Genomic DNA, 22,998 nt, shown 5'->3' on the forward strand with positions numbered 1-22,998 from the left:
TTCGACAAGATGGCCGCGCCAAGGAGATAGCCATGGATTTTGAACCGACCGACCGCCAGAAGTACTGGCGCGACCGCGTCCACCAATTCATCGAAGATCACGTACGGCCACGCCACAAGGACTATAAGGCCGAGCAGGCGACGGCGGATCGCTGGAAGGTGATCCAGACGATCGAGGAAGAGAAGGCCCGGGCCAAGGCGCAAGGCATCTGGAACCTGTTCATGCCCCCGCGCAATGGCGGGCACCATCATGTCGAAGAGTCGTTCGCGTTCGACGGTCCTGGGCTGACCAACCTTGAATACGCGCTCTGCGCCGAGGAAATGGGCCGCATCGGCTGGGCGAGCGAGGTGTTCAACTGCTCTGCGCCCGATACCGGCAACATGGAGGTGTTCCACCGCTATGGCACGCTGGCGCAGAAGGAGCAGTGGCTGCGTCCGCTGATGAACGGCGAAATCCGCTCGGCTTTCCTGATGACTGAGCCTGCGGTCGCCTCGTCCGATGCGACAAACATCGAGACATCGATCCGCCGGGATGGTGACGAATACGTGATCAACGGGACGAAGTGGTGGTCTTCGGGCGCGGGCGATCCGCGCTGCAAGGTCGCCATCGTCATGGGCAAGACCGATTTCGAGGCCAAACGCCACCAGCAGCAGTCGATGGTGCTGGTGCCGCTCGACGCGCCGGGCGTGAACATCCTGCGCCACCTGCCGGTGTTCGGTTACGATGACGCGCCACATGGCCACATGGAGATCGAGCTGAAGGACGTGCGCGTCCCTGCGGACAACATCCTGCTGGGCGAAGGGCGCGGCTTCGAGATCGCGCAAGGTCGCCTCGGGCCGGGCCGAATCCACCACTGCATGCGCACGATCGGCGTGGCCGAAGAGGCGCTGGGCAAGATGGCGCGCCGCCTGCAGAGCCGCGTGGCGTTCGGCAAGCGCGTGTCCGAACAGTCGGTGTGGGACGAGCGGATTGCGAGGGCACGCATCGATATCGACATGACCCGCCTGCTCTGCCTGAAAGCGGCGGACATGATGGACAAGGTCGGCAACAAGGCCGCTGCCGCCGAAATCGCGATGATCAAGGTGCAGGCACCGCGCATGGCGCTGCGGATCATCGACGATGCGATCCAGGCGCATGGCGGCGGCGGTGTTTCGGCGGACTTCGGGCTGGCCGAAAGCTATGCCCACATGCGCACGCTCCGGCTGGCGGATGGCCCGGACGAAGTGCACGAGCGCGCGATTGCACGGATCGAATATGCGCGTCATTCGGATATGCCGCAGGGTGACCGGGGGTTGAGCTCGGGTGATCTTGGGGTTGCGCGATAGCAAGTACACACCTTGGCGTCCCCGCGAAGGCGGGGGTCAGAAGCGTTTTGGATAGCTGGGAGTTTACGCCATGAAAGCCGCCGTCCTCGTCGCCCCCGGCAAGCCGCTGGAAATTCACGACCTGAGCGTGTCCAATCCCGGCCCGCATGAGGTCCTGATCCGCACCGCTGCCTGCGGGCTGTGCCATTCGGACCTGCACTTCATCGACGGAGCCTATCCGCACCCCTTGCCCGCCGTGCCCGGGCATGAGGCGGCGGGCATCGTCGAGGCGATCGGGTCCGAGGTGCGGACGGTCAAAGTCGGCGATGCGGTGGTGACGTGTCTTTCGGCGTTCTGCGGACATTGCGAGTTCTGCGTGACCGGGCACATGTCGCTGTGCCTTGGGGCCGATACACGGCGCAAACCGGGCGATGCCCCTCGCCTGACCCGAAGCGACGATGGCAGCGTGGTCAACCAGATGCTCAACCTCTCGGCCTTTGCCGAGCAGATGCTGGTCCACGAACATGCCTGCGTGAAGATCGACCCCGACATGCCGCTGGACCGCGCGGCAATCCTTGGCTGTGCGGTGACAACAGGCGCAGGCGCGGTGTTCAACGCCTGCAAGGTGACGCCGGGCGAGAGCATGGCCGTGGTCGGTTGCGGCGGCGTCGGGCTGGCCACGATCAACGCGGCCAAGATCGCGGGCGCAGGCCGGATTATTGCGGTCGATCCCATGCCCGAAAAGCGCGCTCTGGCGCTGAAGCTGGGCGCGACCGATGCGATCGATGCGGGGCCGGATGCGGCCGCGCAGATCATGGAGATGACCAAGGGCGGCGTGCATCACGCGATCGAGGCTGTCGGGCGTCCCGCATCGGGCGATCTGGCGGTCGCATCGCTGCGGCGCGGCGGGACCGCGACGATCCTGGGCATGATGCCGCTGAACCACAAGGTCGGTCTGTCGGCGATGGACCTGCTGTCCGACAAGAAACTGCAGGGCGCGGTGATGGGCCGCAACCATTTCCCGGTCGACCTGCCGCGGCTGGTCGATTTCTACATGCGCGGGCTGCTCGACCTTGATTCGATCATTGCCGAGCGTATCCCGCTGTCAGCTATCAACGACGGGTTTGAAAAAATGAAGCAAGGCACATCCGCTCGTTCAGTCATCGTGTTCGACGCATGACCGATCAACTCGACGCCCAGGCCGCGTTCACCGGCACGGTCGCGCCCGAGGGTGCGGACCGATTGGATGAGGCCGCCCTCACCCGCTGGTGCGAGGCAAACGTCGCGGGCTTCGAAGGCCCGCTGACGGTCGCCAAGTTCAAGGGCGGGCAATCGAACCCGACCTACAGGATCGACAGTCCCTCAGGCCCTTACGTTCTGCGCCGCAAGCCGCTCGGCAAGCTGCTGCCATCGGCGCACGCGGTCGACCGCGAATTCAGGGTGCAGTCCGGGCTGCATTCGACGGGCTTCCCGGTGCCGCGCCAGTATGGCCTGTGCACCGATGACAGCGTGCTGGGATCGTGGTTCTATGTGATGGGTTGCGTCGATGGGCGCTCGATCTGGGACGGGGCGATGCCGGGAGCGACACCCGAATTCCGGCGCGCAACGTATTTCGCCATGGTCGATACGCTGGCGCAATTGCATCAGGTCGATCTGGAGGCTGCGGGGCTTTCGACATATGGCAAGCCCGGCAACTACTTCGGTCGGCAGGTGGAACGCTGGACCAGCCAGTACCGGCTAGCCGAAACCGAGACGATGCCCGACATGGAGCGGCTGATCGCGTGGCTGCCTTCGACCCTGCCGACGCAGGACCGGACGAGCGTGGTCCACGGCGATTACCGGATCGACAACCTGATCTTTGCGCGTAACGAGGCCCGAGTGGCGGCGGTGCTCGACTGGGAGTTGTCGACGCTGGGCGATCCGCTGGCCGATTTCACCTACTTTTGCATGGCATGGGTCACCGATAACGCAGGACGTTCGGGCGTGCAGGACGTCGATCGCAAGGCGCTGGGTATTCCCGAACTGGACGAAGTGGTGGCGCGCTATTGCGCGAAGACCGGGCGTGAGGGCATTTCCGATATAAACTGGTACTTGGCGTTCAACTTCTTCCGCCTCGCCGGGATTATCCAAGGCATCAAAAAGCGCGTGATCGAAGGCACCGCATCGAGCGCGCACGCCAAGGCGATGTCCGAGCGGGTCGCGCCACTGGCTGAGGCGGCGTGGAGCTTTGCGGTGAAGGCTGGCGCGCGCTGACCCCTTTGCGCAGGCTCAAAATCTACTTCGATGGCGGCAGCCGCCCCAACCCCGGCCCGATCGAGGTGGCGGCGGTGGTACGCGGCGTGGCGCATGTCCGCGACGATCTGGGGCACGGCACGAACGGCGACGCGGAGTGGCTGGCACTGATCCATGCGCTGGAGGTGGCGCAGGCGTGCGGAGCGGCTGAGTTCGATCTGGTCGGAGACAGCCGCAACGTGATTGCGCAGGCGACCGGGGCTGCGCGCAGCCGGTCTGCGGGGGACAGGGCGCATTTCGAGCGGTTTGTTGCGCTGGCGGCTGGGCATCCGCCGGTGCGGGTGCGGTGGATCAAGCGGGCACAGAACCTTGCCGGGATTGCGCTCGCTGCACGGCATGGGCGGTAGGGTGCGGTGACGGCGGCTATGCGGGATTTCGAGGCGAAAGCGGCATTTCCGGACACGACGCCATTCCCACCGCTCTCGTCCCTATAACGTGCATTGCAAAGTGAATCATTACAGATCCCTGATCTTGTCAGTTCAAGTGAGGCTAGGCATCATGAGCAAATGATTTTGCACCCGCGCCTCCACGTTGAGCAATCACGCCACAGCTTCATACGTGATTTAATTCCAATATATAGCGGGTATCAACTGGTCTGGTGTGTAGGTATCGTCGTCATCGGGGGCGGTGTTATTACTGCTCTTGATCTTGTTCGCCCATCGTCGATCCTCGGCACGATTCTTGGCATGTTAGCGGTGAGCTACCAGTCCCGCCCAGCAAAAATGATCGTTGCAGCTGATAAGGTACGCCAGATTGAAGATGCCTTGCGCGAGGAAGGGCGTTATGTTCACGGGGACGATGGGCTTTGGCGATCGGTGAAGGCTAGGTGGTGGAATACATGGCCGCACTACAGTATTGAAATAATTGCTGAAGGATCGAGCGCGACCATCTTTGCAGCAATGCCTACGATCAAGCGCATCAGGCGGGGGCTTGCGGCGCGGCAGTGACAAATGTCCGCTTTTCAACTTCGCCTGTCGAATGCTGCCCGTCTTCTATCCACCCAATTCCCGCCATCCAGTGAATGTTATCCTCAGACCATTTGCCGACCTTCAAGCCAAGTGAAGTTCCCCAAGCCAGTTGATCAGCAAAGCAGAAAGCAAGGCCTACCCCCTGCCCCTCCCGCCTGCGGGAGGGGGGAAGAAGTGCGTCGCTCCCCCTCTACCGCAAGCGTGAGGGGAGCGAGACTTGGTGAGCCGTAGGCGAGCCTACTCGCGGCGGGGTGGGCTACTGCGCTTGATCAGGCAGCCTCCGCTTTCGCCCCCGCCCGCTCAGCATTCAGCGCCTCCGCCAGCAGGAATGCCAGTTCGATCGACTGCGCCGCGTTCAGGCGCGGGTCGCAGTGGGTGTGGTAGCGGTCGGCGAGGGCTTCGTGCGTGATCGCCACGGCGCCACCGACACATTCGGTGACGTCCTGGCCGGTCATCTCGATGTGGATGCCGCCCGCGTGGGTGCCCTCGGCGCGGTGGACGGCGAAGAAGCCCTTTACCTCGTTCAGGATGCGGTCGAAGGGCCGCGTCTTGTAGCCGCTGTTCGACTTGATCACGTTGCCGTGCATCGGATCGCATGACCACACGACGGGATGACCCTCGCGCTTGACCGCGCGGACCAGCGGAGCAAGCCCGGCTTCAACCTTGTCGTCACCAAAGCGGCTGATCAGCGTCATGCGGCCCGCCTCGCGCGCCGGATTCAGCGTATCGAGCATAGCGAGCAGCGCGTCAGGCGTCAGCGATGGTCCACACTTCATGCCGATCGGGTTATTCACCCCACGCAGGAATTCGACATGCGCCGATCCTTCGAAGCGCGTGCGATCGCCGATCCACAGCATGTGCGCGCTGGTATCGTACCAATCGCCGGTCAGCGAATCCTGCCGCGTCATCGCCTCTTCGTACTGCAGCAGCAGCGCTTCGTGGCTGGTGTAGAAACTGGTGCCCTGAAGCTGCGGCACGGTGCGCGGATCGACGCCGCAGGCTTCCATGAAATCGAGCGATTCACCGATCTTGTCGGCCATTTCGCTGAACTTGGTCGCCCACGGGCTTTTGCCGATGTGGTCCAGCGTCCACTGGTGGACCTGACGCAGATTGGCATAGCCGCCAGTCGAGAACGCGCGCAGCAGGTTGAGCGTCGCTGCCGCCTGGCTATAGGCCCGCAGCATGCGTTCAGGGTCCGGGATGCGCGATTCCGGCGTGAAATCCATGCCGTTGATATTGTCGCCGAGGTAGCTCGGCAGTTCGACGCCGCCCACGGTTTCGACCGGCGACGAGCGCGGCTTAGCGAACTGGCCGGCCATGCGGCCCACCTTCACGACAGGCTGCTTGCTGGCAAACGTCAGCACAACCGCCATCTGCAGCAGCACGCGGAAGGTGTCGCGGATGTTGTTCGGGTGGAATTCGGCGAAGCTTTCGGCGCAGTCCCCGCCCTGTAGCAGGAAGCCGCGACCGGCCGCTACTTCGGCAAGATCGGCCTTGAGCGCGCGAGCCTCGCCAGCAAAGACCAGCGGCGGAAAGCGCGTCAGGGTCTGCTCGACCTCGCCCAGCTTTTCGGCATTCGGGTAGGTCGGCAGATGCCGGCCTTCATATCCGCGCCATGATTCCGCAGTCCAGTTCTGTGCCACTTTGTATGTCCTTTCGAGTGGCGGGGCCATAAGCCGCGCGCGCACGAATTGCAAAGGAAGCGTTGCGGTTACGGCAATCGAGAACCACGATCAGTGCCCTACGTGAAATCCACTAGGGCCGGTAAGCGGTTGGTTGGCGCTGGGGCGGGTAGATTAACCCTTCCCGTTAGTCATGCCGAAAGTGCGCCCGCCTGCAATGTCGCCCGTTACCCGCCTTGTCTACGCGCTGTTACGCAGCCGTTCGGGGAACATATTGCCACTGGCGGCAGGGGCGATCTTCGCGGTGGCGGCGCTGATCGGCGGAGCGATCGACATCAGCCGTGGCTGGCGCGTGCAGACGCGGCTTCAGGCAGCGTGCGATGCGGGTGTGCTGGCCGGGCGCAAAGCGGTCACGACCAAAGGTTTCGATGCTGCGGCGGAAGCATCGGCGGCGAGCTATTTCAACGCCAACTTCGACCCGGACCAATTCTCGGCAAAGGATACTGTGTTCGACCCGTCATCGGCCGATCGCGGAAGCACGATCGATGCGGTGGCGACGACCTATCTGCCGCCGCTGCTGATGCAGATCTTCGGCTTCGGCGATATGGAGGTAACCACCCGCTGCACCGCTTCGATGGGCGTGGGCAACAGCGATATCATGCTGGTGCTGGACACGACCGGATCGATGTCTTCGCTGCTTTCGGGGAGCACGCAGACGCGCATCCAGGCGCTGCGAGCGTCGATGAAAAGCTTCTACACCACGATCGAAACTGCCGTGTCGGGCACCAATGCCCGGGTGCGGTACGGTTTCGTGCCGTATAGTTCGTCGGTCAACGTCGGGCACCTGCTGGTCGATCTCAACCCCGAATATCTGGTCGACAGTTGGGTGATTCAATCACGCAAGCCGATCTACAAATCGGTCCAGACCTTCACCGGTTATGGCACGCCGACCAACGGTGCGCCGGTGGCGACGACGACCAACCCGACCTATTCGTCTTGGTCCAACTACAATTCGACGACGTATTTGAGCAGCGGCAGTTGCAACGCCCAGAAACCTGCAGACACGGCGTGGAGCAATAACGGCGTTGCAACTACGACCAGCACGACGACGATCAACGGATCAGGCCAGCAGGTCGTCACGACGACGACTTCCCAACCTCAGACCGCGACACTGTACGGCTGCAACATTTCGTTCCTGAGCTACCGGCTACAATCCCGCACCGGCACACGGCAGTCGGTCACGACCGTGACTTCGACCGCGAATGCCCAATACGTCACGACGCAGGTCTTCGACAAATGGGAGTACCGCCCGGTCACGTACGATACGAGCCACTACAAGCAATTCGAAAGCGTATCGACCAATACCGGTGACAATGCAGCGGCGGTCAGTTCCAGGTGGAAGGGCTGCATCGAGGAGCGTTCGACCGTTTCGGAAGATGCATTCACGTGGTCGTCGGTAACGGGCATGACCCCGGCGGGGGCAGAGGATCTCGACATCGACGGTGCGCCCGATGGGTCTCCGGGTACAAAATGGGCGCCGATGTGGCCCGAGGTTGTCTACATCCGCACGACGATCAGCTTTGGCACCGTGTACATGAACAGCGCACTGCCGTCTGCGACCGGCCAGCAGGCTGCGTCCTATTGCCCTTCGCCGGCGCAATTGTTTTCGAGCATGAACCAGGCCGCGTTTTATGCTTATGCCGATGCGCTCGTGCCCGAAGGCGGAACGTATCACGACATCGGTATGGTGTGGGGGGCGCGCCTTTCGTCGCCTGATGGCATGTGGTCCGGCCACGTACGTGATGCGCCGGACAACGGCGGCGAAGTCTCGCGGCACCTGATCTTCATGACCGATGGCGAAATGGCGCCGAGCTATTCGATCCAGTCGGCGTGGGGCGTGGAGTATCACGACCGGCGCGTCACCGACGATGGGGTAACGCACGATACCGAGCGTCACAACTCGCGTTTTCTGGCGCTGTGCAATCAGGTAAAGGCCAAGGGTATCCGCGTGTGGGTGATCGCCTTTGCCCAGGCGATGACCCCGCAGTTGCAGGCCTGCGCATCGGATTCGAGCGCGTTTACCGCCGCCAATGCGAGCCAGCTCGACACAGCATTCCAATCGATCGCCAAGCAGGTCGGCGAATTGCGGGTGGTGCAATGAGCCTGCGCGCGCTTCGTGGCGACTCCTCCGGCGCGACGATCGTGGAATTTGCGATCGTGATGCCGATGTTCCTCGTGCTGTTGCTGGGGATTCTCGACATCGGGCAGATGGCCTATGGCAAGTCAGTGCTGTCGGGCGCGGTGCGCCGGGCCGCGCGCGCCTCTGCGCTTGAGACGCGGAGTACCGCGCAGGCCGATGCGATGGTGCTGGATATGGTGAAGGAGGTCCTCCCGGGAGCCACGCTCAGCACCTCGCGGACAAGCTATTACGATTTCAGCGACATCGGGCGCGCCGAAAAGTGGAACGACCGCAACGGCAACGGCCGTTGCGATGCGAGCGAGACGTTCACCGACGAAAACCGCAACGGTGTGTGGGACGAGGAGATGGGCCGGTCGAACAGCGAAGGCAGCGCGAACGACGTCGTCGTCTACAAGGTCGTGGCCTCGTTCGAGCCGGTATTCAAAGTGCCGTTCCTGCCTGGAGCGTGGGGCCGACGTACGCTGACAGCGACCGCAGTGACCAAGAACCAGCCGTTCGGTGCGCAGCCGGGCTATGGGTCGAGCGCGGGGGCCTGCGCGTGAAACGCGTTTGGCCCATGCTCAAAAGGTTGTTGCACGACGCGCGTGGCGTTTCGGTAACCGAATTCGCGATAGTGCTGCCGGTCTTCATCACGCTGGGCATGTACGGCGCCGAGATCGCGTGGATGAACTCGGCCGCGATGGAGGCCAGTCAGGTCGCAATCGCGCTGGCCGACAACGCATCGCGGCTGGGGCAGACCGACAACAGCGGGGTTACGCCGACGATCACCGGGGCCGACATCGAATCGGTGCTGACCGGCGCGACCGAAGAGGGCGCAACCATCGGACTGGCCCAGAACGGCCGGGTGATCCTGTCGAGCTTGGAGACGCATTCGGTCACGGGCAAGCAGTACATTCACTGGCAGCAGTGCATGGGCGACCTGAAGAAAAGCTCCGATTTCGGCAAGCCGGACCTGACCGGCAGCGCACTGTCCAAGGTCGCGTCGGGTCTTGCGCTCGGCAAGACCAAGATCACAGCGCCCACCGGGTCATCGGTGATGGTTGCCGAAGTCTGGTACAATTACAAAGGCCTGTTCGGCACGATGTTCGTCAAGCCGTTCGTCATGCACGAGCAAGCAGCGATGATCGTGCGCGACAACCGGAATACCGGACCGGGGGTCAGCAACGTCCTGACGAAGACCTCCTGCTCCTGAACCCTCAGGGCTTCTTCTGCTCGGGCACCACTTGCAGCCGCCAGCTCTTGTCCTTCGTCAGGTAGCGCGCGGCCAAGGCCTGCATGCGTTCGGGCGAGGTCTGGCTGTAATCATTGAGGATCGTGCGGATGCCGGCGATCTTACGGGGATCGTAGGCGGCGCCTTCAAGCTGGAACATGTAGAACCCGTTGCCCGTGCTGGCGCGGGTGATCACTTGCTTGAGCGGTTCGGTGACGCGCGCGATTTCATCCGCGGTGGGCGGCTTGGCGGCAAGATCTGCGGCGATTTCGTCGGCCGAGGCGAAGAACGCGGCAAAGTCGGTCGGGCGCAGTTGCACGGTTGCGGCGATGTAGCCGCCCGAGGGCAGATCGAGCGGCCAGCTCGATCCAACTTGCGGGGCGTAGCTTGCGCCGATCTTTTCGCGCATTGAATCGAACAGACGATTGTTGAAAATCTGCGCGAGAATTTCGAGCTGGCGACTTTCGCGCACGCCCGCCTGCCCGCCGCCGGTCGGCCATGCGACGACCGCCGCTGCCTGCGACGGATCGCCGCGATGCGTCAGCACCAGCGGTTCGGGATTGTGTGCGGGGATGTTGGGCGTCAGCGCAGGCGGTGTAGTCGCAGCACGCGTTGGCAAGGCACCGAACGTCTTTTCGAGTGCCGCCAGCGCCTGTTCGCGGTTGAAATCGCCGAACATGTCGATCTCGATCGGGCCTTGCGCGAGCAGCGGTTCCCACATCTGGCGGAAGCCTTCGGGCGTGGCCTTGTCGAGTTCGACCGGGTTGGGCGTGGCGTAGCGCGGATCGCCATCACGCAGGAGCCACGTTAGGTCGCGTCCGAGCACGGCCATCGGTGAGGAATTGTAGCTTTCGTACTGCAGCTTGGCCGCAGCCTTGGCGCGCAGCACGGGGTTCGCGTCCCAGCGCGGCGTAGCGAGCTTGGCCGCCATCAGGTAGAGCTGGTCCTGCAGGTCGGCCGGACGCGTGTCGGCCGAGAAGCGGAACGCGGTATCGTCGATGTCGAAATCGAGGTTGAGCTTGCGGCCCGTGGCGAGACGGTCGAGATCGTCGCGACCCAATGTGCCGATGCCGCTGTCCATCAGCGCGACAGTGCCGAGCGGACCGTAGACCGCATCTTGCGGGCGGATGGCGGAATAGCCGCCGCCGAAGCGTGCCTTGACGATGATCCGGCCGGGTTCAGCATCGTTGGGCCACAGCAGGACCTTGACGCCGTTCGACAGTTCGATCTGTTCGATGCCGAGCAACCCGATGGGTCGCGCGCTGGCGACGGTGCCAGGCGTACCGACGGGCGGCAGATCGGCGAACTTGAGCGAGTTGGCCGCGACCCGGCTGCCCGATGCTGCCTCGACCTTTTCCGTGAGGGAGGCGCGTAACGCAGCCTCAGTGGCCTCGCCCGCCTTGGGGGTGATCATCATCGGGCGGATGACGGTGCCCTCGAACAACTTGCGCGTGCTGGCGAGGACCGCCTCGGGTTTGAAGCGCGGGATCGACTGCTTGAAGATTTCGTAGACGGTGTCGGGGTTGGCGACCGTTTCGCGGATGTCGACGGCGTTGACGATGTCGTCTGCCGCCTTCGATCCGGCGATGGTCGACTGGGTTTCGACGCCGACCTTGAACGCGACTTCGAATTCGGCGGCCTCGCGGTCGATTTCTTCCTGCGAGGGGGGCGTTGCGAGCGCATCAGCGATGACCGAGCGGACGTCGGTGACGGCGCTTTTCCAGTCATCGCCCAGTGGGGTGACGGTGACGACGGTGGCATCGGCCGAGCGCGAGAGTTCCTGCTTCATCTCATCGACCGAGGCGAGGAGGTAGCTGCCGCCGCCGCGCGCGCGGCCTTCGAGGCGGCGGTTGATCAGTGCCAGCGCGAGCCGGTCGACCATGAGGCCCTGGTTGTAGTCGATCGTGTCGTTGACCTTGAACCACGGCCGCAGGATCGCCCAGTTGACGATGCGTGGCAGGTCTGGTTCGACCAGCACGCGAGCCTCGCCCACCGGGTTCTTGCGATCGAGGCCCGAAGGGGCGACGGGTTTGCCGAAATCGGGCTGCGCGGGCTTCTTGCCGGCAACTTTCCAGCCGCCGAACCACTGCTGGATGCGCGCGATGAGGACGGCGGGCTCGGCATCGCCAGCCACAACGATCACGGTGTTGTCGGGGCGATACCACTTGTCGTGGAAGGCTTTGACCGCAGCCGCATTAGCCGCGTTCAGTGTTTCAGGCGTGCCGATCGGATTGCGCGCGGCGAGCAGTTGGCCCTTGAAGAACAAGTCGCGCGTCTGATCGAGCACGCGCGATTGCGGGCTGGTGCGTTCGCGCAATTCGGCAAGCACGATCGGAACCTCGGTCTTCACGCCGTGATCCGTAAAGATCGGCGCCGTGACCATGCCCGAGAGCAGCTTGAACGTCTCGTCCAGCTTGGCGGGCGTCGCTTGCGGGATATCGAGCTTGTAGACTGTCTGCGTCGGGCTGGTTTCGGCATTGGTGTCGCTGCCGAACGTAGCGCCAAGGCGCTGCCACGTCGGGATCGTCTCGCCTTCCTTGAGATATTTCGATTCGCGGAAGGTCAGGTGTTCGATCAGGTGAGCGTAGCCGCGCTGGGCATCGGTTTCGTACATCGAGCCGGCATCGACCAGCACCCGGATCGAAACCTGTTCGGGGGGCACGCCATTGTGGCGCACGGCATAGCGGATGCCGTTGGGCAGCGTCCCGAAGGTCCACGCCTTGTCCTGCGGGACGTCCGATCCTTTGTAGAGCCATGGCGTCTGCGCAGATGCCGGTGCCGGAGCGCGGGCGTCCAATGGAGCAGCGCTGAGCAGCAGGAGTGGGAGGAGAAGGCCAAGGCGCCGGGCGCGCTTTTCTGGGAAATGCATCACCCGACTATAGGTAGCCTTGGGATTAAGGACCAGTGAATAGGTCCGTTATTGTGGAGCGGGAGCGGGCGCTCCATCTGCGCCCTGCGCTGCACGCATCGCTTCGACTTCGGCAGCGGTCTTGAAATCGGCCAGGGTTACCTGGAACACGAGGTCGGAGTTGGCCGGGATCGGACCCGATACCTTCTCGGCGTAACCAAGCGCGGACGGGACGCACAGGCGCATGGTAGCGCCCTTGGCCATCAGTTGCAGGCCTTCGGAGAAGCCCGGAATGACCCCGTCCACAGGAAATGCGGCCTGCATGCCCTGATCGAACACGACGCCGCTTGCTGCCAGATAGCCGATGTAATTCACCAGCACGATATCGGTCTTGGTCGGCTTGGCGCCCTCCCCCGCCTTGAGTACCAGCGTGCCCAGGCCACTTGCGGTCTTGGCGTTGCACAAACGCAGGCCCGCACTGATGACCGGATTGAGCGGCAAGGCGATCGCCTCCATCGAAGCGGTTGGACCTGCCGGCGCAGGGGGCGTGGCCGCCGTGGCTGGCGCTGTTGCGAGCGCGAGAAGAGCGAGCGGGGCGATGCGGCGAAGCGCCGGAAGGGTCAGGATCATGCCCGGTCCATAAGCGCAGCGATGTTGCAGCACCATGGCGAATCCGTACAAACCGGCGGCCAAAGCACAAGCCGCGCAAAGAAATCCACGCCTTTCGCGTACTTGACCCTGTGCGTGGCAGGCCTACATGCGAATCATGTTCATCGAGACCGAAACAACGCCAAACCCCGCCACGCTGAAGTTTCTCCCCGGAGAACTGGTCATGGCAACCGGTACGCGCGAGTTTACCTCGCCCGAAGAGGCCGAAGTCTCGCCACTGGCGCAAGCGCTGTTCGACCTCGGCGATGTGACCGGCGTACTGTTTGGACGCGACTTCGTGTCAGTGACCGCAGGTCCGGGCACCGAGTGGGCGAGCCTCAAGCCGCAAGTGCTGTCGCTGCTGCTCGACCATTTCGTGGCGCAGGCCCCGCTGTTTGTACCCGGCAGTGCCGGCGGCATCGCGGTTCCAGCCGAAAGCGATGACGGCGTCGCTGACGATCCCGCCGATGCCGAAGTGATCGAACAGATCAAGGATCTGATCGAGACGCGCGTCCGCCCCGCCGTTGCCAACGATGGCGGCGACATCATCTACCAGGGCTTCCGCGACGGGGTTGTGTACCTGCGGATGCAAGGTGCGTGCTCGGGCTGCCCATCGTCCACCGCGACACTCAAGAACGGCATCGAAAGCCTGCTCAAGCACTATGTGCCCGAAGTCAGCGAAGTTCGGGCAGCTTGATCCTGCGGGCCTGACGCGATGCGCCGGTTGATCATCGACAGCGCAACAGAGAACTGCTCGGTCGCGCTGATCGAGGATGGCGTGCTGATCGCGGGCGACGGCCTGATCCTCGGACGCGGACATGCCGAGCGGCTCGTGCCGATGATCGCCGCCTTGCCCGACAAGGGCCGCGCCGATGTGATCGCGGTCGATGTAGGGCCGGGAAGCTTTACCGGAATTCGTGTCGGACTTGCCGCTGCGCGCGCGCTGGCCATGGCGTGGAGCGCGCGGCTCGAAGGGTTCGAGAGCCTGACACTGGTTGCTGCGATGGCGCGCGTACAGCATCCGGGCATGGCGGTGGACGTGTGCATGAGCGGGGGCCATGGCGAGTGGTTCTTCCAGCCCTTTGCTGCCGACGGTAGCGCCCTCGCCCCACTTGCCTCGCTTGCGCCTGCCGATACGATCGCGCGCTCGACCGCGCCGGTCGTGGCAGGGAGTCAGGCGGTGGCCGTGGCGCAAATGCGGGCTGGCGTCGTCGCGCTCGACCTGCGGCCCGATGCGCGCCATGCACTGCTGCTGGGTGAGCAAGCCTTCCACGCCGATCCCCGCCCCAGTTATGGCCGCGCGCCCGACGCCCGGCTGCCATCGGCCGCCTAGAGCCCGCACGCACGATGATCGCACCGCCCGACGACGTCGACCGCATCATGTCCGTCATGGAGCGCGCCTTTCCGCCCGAATTCGGTGAGGCATGGAACCGGCGGCAAGTCAGCGATGCGTTGATCGTGGGCAATTGCCGATATGGCCTGATTGCTCCCGATGGCACGCAAGACTTTGAAAGTAATACAGATACGGCGGGCTTTTTCTTGGGCAGAGGAATTCTTGACGAAGAAGAACTGCTCCTGTTCGCAATAGCACCGCAGTATCGTATGCAGGGTCTTGGGCATGTCCTGCTCAAACGCTTTATCGCAGAAGCGCGCGCCAACCACATGGCGCGCTTGTTCCTTGAAATGCGGCGCGACAACCCGGCAGGCCATTTGTACGCCGCGCATGGCTTCCGAGAAGTTGGCGTGCGTCCTGCTTATTACCGCACGCCGGGTGGCAGTCGCATCGATGCGCTAAGTCAGGAACTGGTTCTTGACGATTACGCCGGTACTTAATAGCATTTTTGACAGTAACCGGCGTGATTCAAAAAATTGTCATACCCCTGTTGTTTCTTTCATAGAGTCGACTATAAAAGGTGATCCGCATCACCAAACAAGTCTTGGATAACGACTGCTCGTGACGAGCAATCAAAGAAAGTCGGTTCGCAATGAGTGAAGTACAAAACGACATGCGTGAAACCCTGATCACACTGACGTCGGACATCGTCGCTGCCCACGTCAGCAACAATAGCGTGTCGGTGAATGACCTGTCGACGCTGATCACCAACGTCTACACCGCGCTCGCCGGGCTGGACAAACCCGCACCGGTTGCCGAAGCGGCTCCCGAACCTGCGGTTTCGATCCGTTCTTCGATCAAGAACGATCACATTGTTTGTCTGGAAGACGGCAAGAAGCTCAAGATGCTCAAGCGCCACTTGGCCACGCGCTACAATCTGACGCCCGACCAGTATCGCGCGCGCTGGAACCTTCCTGCTGATTATCCGATGGTAGCGCCTGCTTACGCTGAAAAGCGTCGCGAACTGGCCAAGAAGATCGGCCTTGGCCGCAAGCCTGCGCCCAAGCGCCCAGGCCGCAAGCCTGCTGCTGCCTGATCGCTGCTACACCCCGCCGCGCAATCGTATTGCGCGCGGTTGAAGTTACGGCCCGCCTCTCTATAGATTGGCGGGCCGTTCTTTTTTTTGCCGACTTCATCAGACGGAAACCCAGTGCACCAGGCCATCGACATCGAAGCCCTCTGCGCAGAGCGCGGCTTGCGCATCACCGACCAGCGCCGCACGATCGCGCGCGTGCTGTCGGAGAGCGAAGACCACCCCGACGTCGAAAAGCTGCACGAGCGCGCCTCGGCAATCGACCCGCGCATCTCGATTGCCACGGTCTACCGCACGGTCCGGCTGTTCGAAGAAGCCGGCATCCTTGATCGCCACGATTTCGGCGATGGCCGCGCGCGCTATGAAGCCACGCCCGAGGCGCACCACGATCACCTGATCGATGTGGAAACCGGCCGCGTCATCGAATTCGTCGATCCTGAACTTGAACAGCTTCAGCGCCAGATCGCCGAGAAGCTGGGCTATCGGCTGGTCGATCACCGCATGGAACTGTACGGCGTCAAGCTTGACCGCGACGGCTGACGCCCTTCCCCGCGCCGGCTTTTCGCTGGCTGGCCGCGCGCGCGTAAGCTTGCGCATTGCGGCGATGCTGCTGTGGCTGATGGCCTGCGTGCCGCTGTACTACCTGTGGCGGGTCATGCGGATGCGTAATCCTTGGCCGCGCCGGTTTCTTGGCGGGATCGCGCGCATTGTCGGTGCCCGCGTCACGATCAACGGCACCGCGGCGCGCAAAGGCGCGTTTCTGTTATCGAACCATGTCAGCTGGCTGGACATTCCGGTGATCTCGGGCGCGAGCGGCAGTGCTTTCGTCGCACATTCGGGGCTGGCCGATCATGGCGCGCTGAAATGGCTGTGCGACATGAACGATACCGTGTTCGTCGCGCGGCATGAGCGGCGCAGCGTCCACGCGCAAGTCGAACAGGTCCGCGCCGCACTGAGTGAGAGCAACGCGCTGACGGTATTTGCCGAAGGGACGACGAGCGACGGGACGAGCCTGTTGCCGTTCAAGTCCTCGCTGCTCTCGGCGCTCGATCCGCCGCCGCCGGGGATTGCGATCCAGCCGGTGTGGCTGGACTATGGGGTGGATGTCGCAAGCATGGCCTGGGTCGGGGAGGAGCCGGGGCTGGATAACTTCATCAAGATCCTGGCGCGCCGTGGCCCGCTGCCGGTGACGGTGCATTTCCTCGCGCCGCTGGATGGCGAGGAGAGCGCGAGCCGCAAGACGATGGCGCTTGCCGCACGCGAACGCATCCTTTCGGCGATGGCCCGCAACCGGTAGCCAAGCGGGGCCAAATCCAGTATCGGCGCGGCGATGTCCGCACCAACCTCCCCCCCCAAAGACTTACCAAAGACCTTCCACGTCAAGAGCTTCGGCTGCCAGATGAACGTCTACGACGGCGAGCGCATGGCCGAATTGCTGGCGGCGCAAGGCATGACGGCGGCAGAGGCGGGTGCGAATGCCGATCTGGTCGTGCTCAACACCTGCCACATCCGCGAGCGGGCGACCGAGAAGGTCTATTCCGACATCGGCCGGATCGTAAAGAACTGGGACGGTGAAGCCGGCACCGCACCCATGATCGCGGTGGCGGGCTGCGTGGCGCAGGCCGAGGGCGAGGAAATCATGGCGCGCGCGCCGAGTGTCAGCGTTGTCGTCGGGCCGCAAGCCTATCACCGCCTGCCCGAGATGGTGGCGACGGCTGCTGCAGGGGGCCGCGCGACCGAGACCGACATGCCCGCCGAGGCCAAGTTCGCCGCACTGCCCAAGCGCCGCAAGTCTGCCCCCAGCGCTTTCCTGACCGTGCAGGAGGGTTGCGACAAGTTCTGCACGTACTGCGTCGTGCCTTATACGCGCGGGGCGGAAATCTCGCGTCCGTTCAGTGATCTGGTCGAGGAGGCGACGCTGCTCGTGGCGGGCGGCGCAGTCGAGATCACGCTGCTGGGGCAGAACGTCAACGCCTGGATGGGCGAGGACCACAAGGGCCGCGCTGTCGGGCTGGACGGGTTGATCCGGACGCTCGCAGCGAACCCCGACCTGCAGCGCATCCGCTATACCACCAGCCATCCCAACGACATGACCGACGCGCTGATCGCGGCACATGGCGAGATCGACAAGCTCATGCCGTTCCTGCACTTGCCGGTGCAGGCTGGCAGCGACCGTGTGCTCAAGGCGATGAACCGTAGCCACAGCGTCGAAAGCTATCTGCGGGTGCTCGACCGGGTGCGCGCGGTGCGTCCCGACATCGCGCTGTCCGGTGATTTTATCGTGGGATTTCCGGGCGAGACGGACGCCGAGTTTGCCGAAACGCTGCGCCTGGTCGATGCGGTCGGATACGCGCAGGCGTTTAGTTTCAAGTATTCTGCCCGCCCGGGCACGCCTGCCGCAACGATGGCCGATCATATCTCGGCCGAGGTCATGGACGAGCGGCTGCAGCGGCTGCAGGCTGCATTGCAGCGCGATTCGCAGGCGTTCAACGCCGCGAGCGTCGGCAAGCGCTGTCACATTCTCGTCGATCGGCGGGGCAAGCTCGTCGGGCAGTGGCTGGGCAAGTCGCCCTGGCTGCAATCGGTCCATTTCATGGGCGATGCAGCGATCGGCGATCTCGTTGAAGTCGACCTGATCGAGGCCGGTCCTAACTCGCTGACAGGGCGGCTGGTTTAAACTCCTGTGGAATAGCGGCGAATTCAACGCGCGCCGCCTTGTGCGCGGGCCATCCGTTCCTATTCTCCAGACAGGTCTTTACCCCTGAAAGGAGAGCATGGCCCGAAAACTCCCACGCGCCCATGATGAGGCGCATCACCGTCCGGACCACCGTACCGATCTGCATCGGCGCGCGCGGATCGAGGTGGAATTCGATGAACAGACCGTGCTCGGCGCGTTGTTCGGCCAGTTCGACACCAATCTCGTGCATATCGAAAACCGGTTGGGAGTTTACATTTCGGCACGCGGCAACCGCGTGATGATTGAAGGGCCTGACGATGCGGTGGCGCGCGCGCGCGATGTGCTCAAGGGCATGCACCAGCGGCTGCTGACCGGGCAGGAACTGGATACAGGCGCTGTCGAATCACTGATCGCGATGAGCGTCGAGCCGACGCTGGAGGGGATCATTACCGGTATGCCGGGTGGCACTCCGCCGATCATGATCCGCACGCGCAAGAAGACCATCGTTCCGCGCAGCCCAACGCAGATCGAATACATGAAGGCGCTCATTTCCAACGACGTGATCTTTGCGCTCGGCCCAGCGGGTACGGGCAAGACCTATGTCGCGGTGGCGCAGGCGGTGGCGCAATTGATCTCGGGCTCGGTGCAGCGGCTGATTCTTTCTCGTCCGGCAGTGGAAGCGGGCGAGCGGCTTGGCTTTCTGCCCGGCGACATGAAGGAGAAGGTCGATCCGTACCTGCGCCCGCTGTACGATGCGCTCTACGATTGCATGCCGCCCGAGCAGGTCGAGCGGCGACTTGCATCGGGTGAAATCGAGATTGCTCCGATCGCATTCATGCGTGGCCGAACGCTGGCAGATGCTTTCGTGATCCTCGACGAGGCGCAGAACACCACGCCGATGCAGATGAAGATGTTCCTGACGCGCTTCGGTCAGAACAGCCGCATGGTCGTGTGCGGTGATCCGAAACAAACCGACTTGCCAGGCGGAGTTGGTGCCAGCGGGCTGAACGATGCGGTGCAACGGTTGGAGGGCGTCGAGGGAATAGCCACGGTACGTTTCGGCGTGGCCGACGTGGTCCGCCATCCCATCGTCGGCCGGATCGTCGAGGCCTATGAAGGTAAAGACGCGTGACGTTTGTTGGTTTCCGCTCTTTTTCCCCTCCCCTTCACAGGAGGGGGCTTAAGGCATGACCGCGCCGATCCTTGAGATGGATATCGATCCGGTGTGGGGGGATGCGATCGACTGGGAGGCGCTCGCCAACCGGGCGGCTGAGGCCACTGCAAAAGTTGCGCCGGAACTGGCGCACGACAACCTGCTGGTCAGCTTGGTCATGGCTGACGACGATGAAGTTCACGCGCTGAACAAGCAGTGGCGGGCCAAGGACAAGCCGACCAACGTACTTTCGTTTCCGATGCTTAGCCGCACGGAAGTGCTGCATGCAGGAGCTGATGAAGGCGCGCCGGGTATGCTTGGCGACCTGATCCTGGCGCATGGAGTTTGCGGGCGTGAGGCGGCGGACAAGGGCGTGTCGGTCGAGGTGCACGCCAGCCACCTGATCGTCCACGGACTGCTGCATCTGGCGGGCTACGACCATGAAACGGGCGAGACGCAAGCCGAGGAAATGGAGAATCTGGAGCGGAAGGCGCTTGCACTGATGGGCATCGCCGACCCATATGCGGTCGAAGACTGACATTTGGGGAGTTTCGAGTAGTGCCCGAGGGCAATGGCTCCACCGGCGACAGCCGGTCGGGAGACGCAGACAGTAGTAGCAGCCCGGCTTTATGGCGCGCGCTGTGGCGTGCGATCAAGGCGTTCTTTCGCGGTCCGGATCAGGACCAGTCGCTGCGCGCGCAGATCGAGGAAGCGATCGACGAGCACGAGGGCGAGCCGCATCACGCCGGTGCCGAGAACGGCGATCTGGTGCCGCTCGAACGGCAGATGCTGCGTAATCTGCTCCACTTCAGCGAACATGACGCCGACGACGTGGCGATTCCGCGTGGCGAGATCATCGCGGTACCCGCGTCGGCGACGTTCGAGGAACTGGTCGCTGCGTTTGCCGAGAGCGGTCACAGCCGGTTGCCGGTCTATGGCGAGTCGCTCGACGACATCCGCGGCATGATGCACATCAAGGACATGTTCGGGATCGTGGCCGGCATGGCGCTTTCGGGCAAAGCGCCGCCCAGGGAATGGGCAAGCCTGATGCGCCAGCCGCTGTTCGTGCCACAGGCGCGCGGCGCGCTTGACGTATTGGCAGACATGCGCAGCAGGCGCATGCACTTGGCGGTGGTCATCGACGAGTATTCAGGAACGGACGGCATCATCACGATCGAGGATCTGGTCGAGGAGATCATCGGCGAGATCGAGGACGAGCATGACGACGCCCCGACCGAGATGATCCGCCGGATCGATCCCGACACGTGGGAAGCCGATGCCCGCGCCGAACTCGACGATGTCGCCGAAACGGTCGATGCGCGGCTTGCAGAGGTCGAGGAAGACGTCGATACGCTCGGCGGCCTTGCGGTCGTGCTGGCAGGCGAAGTGCCCAAGGTCGGCCGCGTGCTCGAACATGCCAGCGGCTGGCGACTGGAAGTGACCGCGGGCGACGAACGCCGCCTGACGCGCCTGCGGCTCCACGCGCCCAAGGCGATCGAAGACGTTGAGGAATAGGATAAGACGATGATTCGCCGCCTGCCCCCACTGCGCTCGCTCGAGGCGTTCATTCGCGTCGTGCGCGCAGGCTCGGCCAAGACCGCGGCGGCCGAACTGGCACTGAGCCCGTCGGCGCTGTCGCGTCGGCTGGGCGCGCTCGAAGAGTTCGTGGGCAAGGCACTATTCGAGCGCAAGCACCAGGCGCTCAAGCTGACCGAGGAAGGCCAGCAGTTGTACGACGCAGTGGCACCGCTGATCGACGAGATGGCTGATCGCGTGGACCGGTTGATCGACACCGGCAAGGTCATGCGCCTGCGGCTGGGCGTGCTGCCGCTGTTCGGCAGCCAGCGCCTGTTCCCGCGGCTGGGCGAGTTGCGCAAGCTGCATCCGCAACTGCACATCGACATCGATTCAGGCCATGCCGCCGAGACCAAGCTTGGCGATACGATCGACGCGGCTATCGTGTTGTCGGAAGGGCCGGACGCGGCGTTGCATTCGGTGCGGCTCGACCACAATCGCGTCCATGCGATCACATCCACGGCCCTTGCGAGTGAGTTGGGCGAGCGGCCGGACATGGCCAAGCTGTCGAAGCAGACGTTTCTGATCCACAACGACCTGCCGATGAGCTTCGAGGCGTGGAAGAAGGCGCTGCATCTGGAAAAGCTGGAGCCTGCCGCGATCGATCACTTCGATTCAGGCCAGTTGATCCTCGAGGCCGCTGCGCAAGGGCTGGGCATCGCGATCATGCATGACGATCACTATCATCGCAGCCACGATCCGCGCTTGGCACGGCTGTTCGATATCGACGTCGACAGCCCCTATTCGTACTGGTTCGTGTGCCGCCCGCGCGCGCTGCAATCGCGCCCGGTGCGCCTGTTCCACGACTGGATGCTGAAGGCAGGGCTCTAGGAGCCGAACGCCTTCAGCCGGTGGCGGGTGACATAGGCGGCAAAGTCACCGCTTGGAATAATCCGCAGGCCAGTGTGAAGCGGCCGGTTGTAGCGATAGGCGTGGGCTCTCACCTGCCCCTTGCCGGCTATCCGCACGCGGAGGGAACGCCTGACGTACTCGGATCGCGACCTGCGGCGCGGATCGAATTCTTCGTAAGCATCGAGCAGCCGGGCAACGCGCTGTGGCAGGCGATAGACACGGCCCGCGACTTGCCCCCTTCCCGCACACAATACCGGATACCAGCCTTGTGGGGCGCGGACCGCGCGCAACTGTCCGCACACGAACGCGCGCCGTCCGCCTTCAAGCAGCGGCAGCAGCACGCGAGTCATCGCGTTATCGTGGTCCTGCGTGAGCGTGCCGTAGAAGAAGAACCAGCGGCCGCGCATCAGTGTCCGCAGGCAAGCGCCTCGACGACGTCATCGAGCCGCGCGGAATCACCTACCGCGATCACGTGGCCATCCGAGCCCGCGTGCAGCGGCTCGCCGTTCCAGTCGGCCATCGTGCCGCCCGCGCCTTCGACGATGGGCACGAGCGCGGCCCAATCGTGGATCTTGAGGCCGGCTTCGCACACGACGTCGAGCTGCCCGGTGGCGAGCATCGCGTAGTTGTAGCAATCGCCGCCCATGACCATGCGCTTGTGGTCGGTCTGCGCGGCAAGCCCCATGAAGTGCCCGCCATCGTGATCGTCGAAGTAATGTGGGCCGGTCGTCGCGAGCGTGGCTTCGGACAGTTCGCGGCAGGGGCGCGTGCGCACCGGTTTGCCGTTGAGCGTGGTCGCCATGCCAGCCGCGCCGATCCAGCGTTCGCCGGTAATCGGCTGATCGATCACGCCAAGGACGGGAAAGCCTTCGACCATGAGCGCGATCAGCGTGCCGAAAATCGGGCGCCCGGCAAGGAACCCGGCGGTCCCGTCGATCGGATCGAGTACCCAGCTACGACCGGACGAGCCCGAGACCGCGCCGAACTCCTCACCGATCACGGTATCGCGCGGAACTTCGGCGGTAAGGATCCGGCGCATGGCTTCTTCGGCGGCGCGGTCGGCCAGTGTAACCGGAGTGGCATCGCCCTTGCGCTCCGCTGCTACGGCGCGAAAATATGGCCGGATGACCGCGCCCGCAACGTCGGCGAGGCGGCGGGCGAGAGCGATGTCGTTATCGAGTTTCATGGGTCCGGCTGTGCCCTCAAGCGACCGAAGAGGTCAA

At 63.6% G+C, this 22,998-nt stretch carries 24 protein-coding genes; 19 read left to right on the plus strand and 5 right to left on the minus strand.

Going from position 1 to position 22,998, the window contains the following annotated elements; all coding sequences use genetic code 11:
- Positions 1-32: 32 nt before the first annotated feature.
- The 5 genes from GGQ88_RS13600 (at position 33) to GGQ88_RS13620 (ending at position 4,543) form a co-directional block, all read left to right on the plus strand.
- On the plus strand, positions 33-1,325 hold the full coding sequence (locus GGQ88_RS13600; RefSeq protein WP_183613972.1) for an acyl-CoA dehydrogenase family protein: 1,293 nt from the start codon (positions 33-35) through the stop codon (positions 1,323-1,325).
- 70 nt (positions 1,326-1,395) lie between these two features.
- On the plus strand, positions 1,396-2,484 hold the full coding sequence (locus tag GGQ88_RS13605; RefSeq protein WP_183613973.1) for a Zn-dependent alcohol dehydrogenase: 1,089 nt from the start codon (positions 1,396-1,398) through the stop codon (positions 2,482-2,484).
- The gene (locus GGQ88_RS13610; RefSeq protein ID WP_183613974.1) at positions 2,481-3,557 is read left to right on the plus strand and encodes a phosphotransferase family protein; all 1,077 of its coding nucleotides are present in this window, start codon (positions 2,481-2,483) and stop codon (positions 3,555-3,557) included. Before GGQ88_RS13605 ends, GGQ88_RS13610 begins: the two co-directional genes overlap by 4 nt.
- Positions 3,558-3,562: 5 nt before the next feature.
- A complete protein-coding gene (locus tag GGQ88_RS13615; RefSeq protein ID WP_183613975.1) occupies positions 3,563-3,943 on the plus strand; it encodes a ribonuclease HI in 381 nt (126 codons plus the stop codon).
- 159 nt (positions 3,944-4,102) lie between these two features.
- Positions 4,103-4,543, plus strand: a complete 441-nt coding sequence (locus tag GGQ88_RS13620) for a hypothetical protein (protein WP_183613976.1) — start codon at positions 4,103-4,105, stop codon at positions 4,541-4,543.
- A gap of 290 nt (positions 4,544-4,833) precedes the next feature.
- On the opposite strand, the gene GGQ88_RS13625 is transcribed toward GGQ88_RS13620, so the two are convergent.
- On the minus strand, positions 4,834-6,207 hold the full coding sequence (locus GGQ88_RS13625; protein ID WP_183613977.1) for a class II 3-deoxy-7-phosphoheptulonate synthase: 1,374 nt from the start codon (positions 6,205-6,207) through the stop codon (positions 4,834-4,836).
- 172 nt (positions 6,208-6,379) lie between these two features.
- On the opposite strand from GGQ88_RS13625, the gene GGQ88_RS13630 reads away from it, so the two are divergent.
- From GGQ88_RS13630 to GGQ88_RS13640, 3 genes are read left to right on the plus strand one after another with little or no spacing between them, the layout of a single operon-like run.
- A complete protein-coding gene (locus GGQ88_RS13630; protein ID WP_246385974.1) occupies positions 6,380-8,347 on the plus strand; it encodes a Tad domain-containing protein in 1,968 nt (655 codons plus the stop codon).
- Positions 8,344-8,928 (plus strand): TadE family protein, encoded by a 585-nt coding sequence (locus tag GGQ88_RS13635; RefSeq protein ID WP_183613978.1) that lies wholly within the window; start codon positions 8,344-8,346, stop codon positions 8,926-8,928. The genes GGQ88_RS13630 and GGQ88_RS13635 overlap by 4 nt, the downstream gene beginning before the upstream one ends.
- Positions 8,925-9,578, plus strand: coding sequence for a TadE/TadG family type IV pilus assembly protein (locus GGQ88_RS13640; protein ID WP_343057216.1), 654 nt, complete (start codon positions 8,925-8,927; stop codon positions 9,576-9,578). Before GGQ88_RS13635 ends, GGQ88_RS13640 begins: the two co-directional genes overlap by 4 nt.
- Before the next feature lie 4 nt (positions 9,579-9,582).
- On the opposite strand, the gene GGQ88_RS13645 is transcribed toward GGQ88_RS13640, so the two are convergent.
- Positions 9,583-12,465 (minus strand): M16 family metallopeptidase, encoded by a 2,883-nt coding sequence (locus tag GGQ88_RS13645; protein WP_183613979.1) that lies wholly within the window; start codon positions 12,463-12,465, stop codon positions 9,583-9,585.
- 48 nt (positions 12,466-12,513) lie between these two features.
- Entirely contained in the window at positions 12,514-13,110 is a 597-nt protein-coding gene (locus tag GGQ88_RS13650) for an FKBP-type peptidyl-prolyl cis-trans isomerase (RefSeq protein ID WP_246385977.1), read from the minus strand.
- 100 nt (positions 13,111-13,210) lie between these two features.
- Between GGQ88_RS13650 and GGQ88_RS13655 the strand changes: the two genes are divergently transcribed.
- From GGQ88_RS13655 to GGQ88_RS13705, 11 genes are all read left to right on the plus strand, one after another.
- Positions 13,211-13,789 carry a NifU family protein gene (locus tag GGQ88_RS13655; protein ID WP_183613981.1) on the plus strand — a complete coding sequence of 193 codons (579 nt, stop codon included), beginning with the start codon at positions 13,211-13,213 and terminating at the stop codon, positions 13,787-13,789.
- An 18-nt stretch (positions 13,790-13,807) separates the two neighbouring features.
- Positions 13,808-14,425: a tRNA (adenosine(37)-N6)-threonylcarbamoyltransferase complex dimerization subunit type 1 TsaB gene (gene tsaB / locus GGQ88_RS13660; protein WP_183613982.1), complete on the plus strand. Its 618-nt coding sequence runs from the start codon at positions 13,808-13,810 to the stop codon at positions 14,423-14,425.
- 47 nt (positions 14,426-14,472) lie between these two features.
- Positions 14,473-14,925 (plus strand): GNAT family N-acetyltransferase, encoded by a 453-nt coding sequence (locus GGQ88_RS13665; RefSeq protein ID WP_343057217.1) that lies wholly within the window; start codon positions 14,473-14,475, stop codon positions 14,923-14,925.
- Between the two features lie 152 nt (positions 14,926-15,077).
- The gene (locus GGQ88_RS13670; protein WP_183613984.1) at positions 15,078-15,521 is read left to right on the plus strand and encodes a Ros/MucR family transcriptional regulator; all 444 of its coding nucleotides are present in this window, start codon (positions 15,078-15,080) and stop codon (positions 15,519-15,521) included.
- A gap of 114 nt (positions 15,522-15,635) precedes the next feature.
- Positions 15,636-16,058: a transcriptional repressor gene (locus GGQ88_RS13675; RefSeq protein WP_183613985.1), complete on the plus strand. Its 423-nt coding sequence runs from the start codon at positions 15,636-15,638 to the stop codon at positions 16,056-16,058.
- The gene (locus tag GGQ88_RS13680) at positions 16,042-16,815 is read left to right on the plus strand and encodes a lysophospholipid acyltransferase family protein (RefSeq protein ID WP_246385979.1); all 774 of its coding nucleotides are present in this window, start codon (positions 16,042-16,044) and stop codon (positions 16,813-16,815) included. The genes GGQ88_RS13675 and GGQ88_RS13680 overlap by 17 nt, the downstream gene beginning before the upstream one ends.
- Before the next feature lie 33 nt (positions 16,816-16,848).
- Positions 16,849-18,195 carry a tRNA (N6-isopentenyl adenosine(37)-C2)-methylthiotransferase MiaB gene (miaB, locus tag GGQ88_RS13685; protein ID WP_183613986.1) on the plus strand — a complete coding sequence of 449 codons (1,347 nt, stop codon included), beginning with the start codon at positions 16,849-16,851 and terminating at the stop codon, positions 18,193-18,195.
- A gap of 97 nt (positions 18,196-18,292) precedes the next feature.
- Positions 18,293-19,327, plus strand: a complete 1,035-nt coding sequence (locus GGQ88_RS13690) for a PhoH family protein (RefSeq protein ID WP_183613987.1) — start codon at positions 18,293-18,295, stop codon at positions 19,325-19,327.
- Between the two features lie 55 nt (positions 19,328-19,382).
- On the plus strand, positions 19,383-19,886 hold the full coding sequence (gene ybeY / locus GGQ88_RS13695) for an rRNA maturation RNase YbeY (RefSeq protein ID WP_183613988.1): 504 nt from the start codon (positions 19,383-19,385) through the stop codon (positions 19,884-19,886).
- A gap of 20 nt (positions 19,887-19,906) precedes the next feature.
- Positions 19,907-20,863 carry a transporter associated domain-containing protein gene (locus GGQ88_RS13700; RefSeq protein WP_183613989.1) on the plus strand — a complete coding sequence of 319 codons (957 nt, stop codon included), beginning with the start codon at positions 19,907-19,909 and terminating at the stop codon, positions 20,861-20,863.
- Between the two features lie 9 nt (positions 20,864-20,872).
- A complete protein-coding gene (locus GGQ88_RS13705) occupies positions 20,873-21,754 on the plus strand; it encodes a LysR substrate-binding domain-containing protein (protein ID WP_183613990.1) in 882 nt (293 codons plus the stop codon).
- Here the strand turns inward: GGQ88_RS13705 and GGQ88_RS13710 are convergent.
- Positions 21,751-22,182, minus strand: a complete 432-nt coding sequence (locus tag GGQ88_RS13710; RefSeq protein WP_183613991.1) for a gamma-glutamylcyclotransferase family protein — start codon at positions 22,180-22,182, stop codon at positions 21,751-21,753. The two genes, GGQ88_RS13705 and GGQ88_RS13710, sit on opposite strands and share 4 nt — an antisense overlap.
- Positions 22,182-22,961, minus strand: a complete 780-nt coding sequence (locus tag GGQ88_RS13715) for an inositol monophosphatase family protein (RefSeq protein ID WP_183613992.1) — start codon at positions 22,959-22,961, stop codon at positions 22,182-22,184. Before GGQ88_RS13715 ends, GGQ88_RS13710 begins: the two co-directional genes overlap by 1 nt.
- Between the last annotated feature and the right edge of the window lie 37 nt (positions 22,962-22,998).

Origin of the sequence: Novosphingobium hassiacum, from assembly GCF_014196055.1 — a bacterium.
Lineage (GTDB): Bacteria > Pseudomonadota > Alphaproteobacteria > Sphingomonadales > Sphingomonadaceae > Novosphingobium > Novosphingobium hassiacum.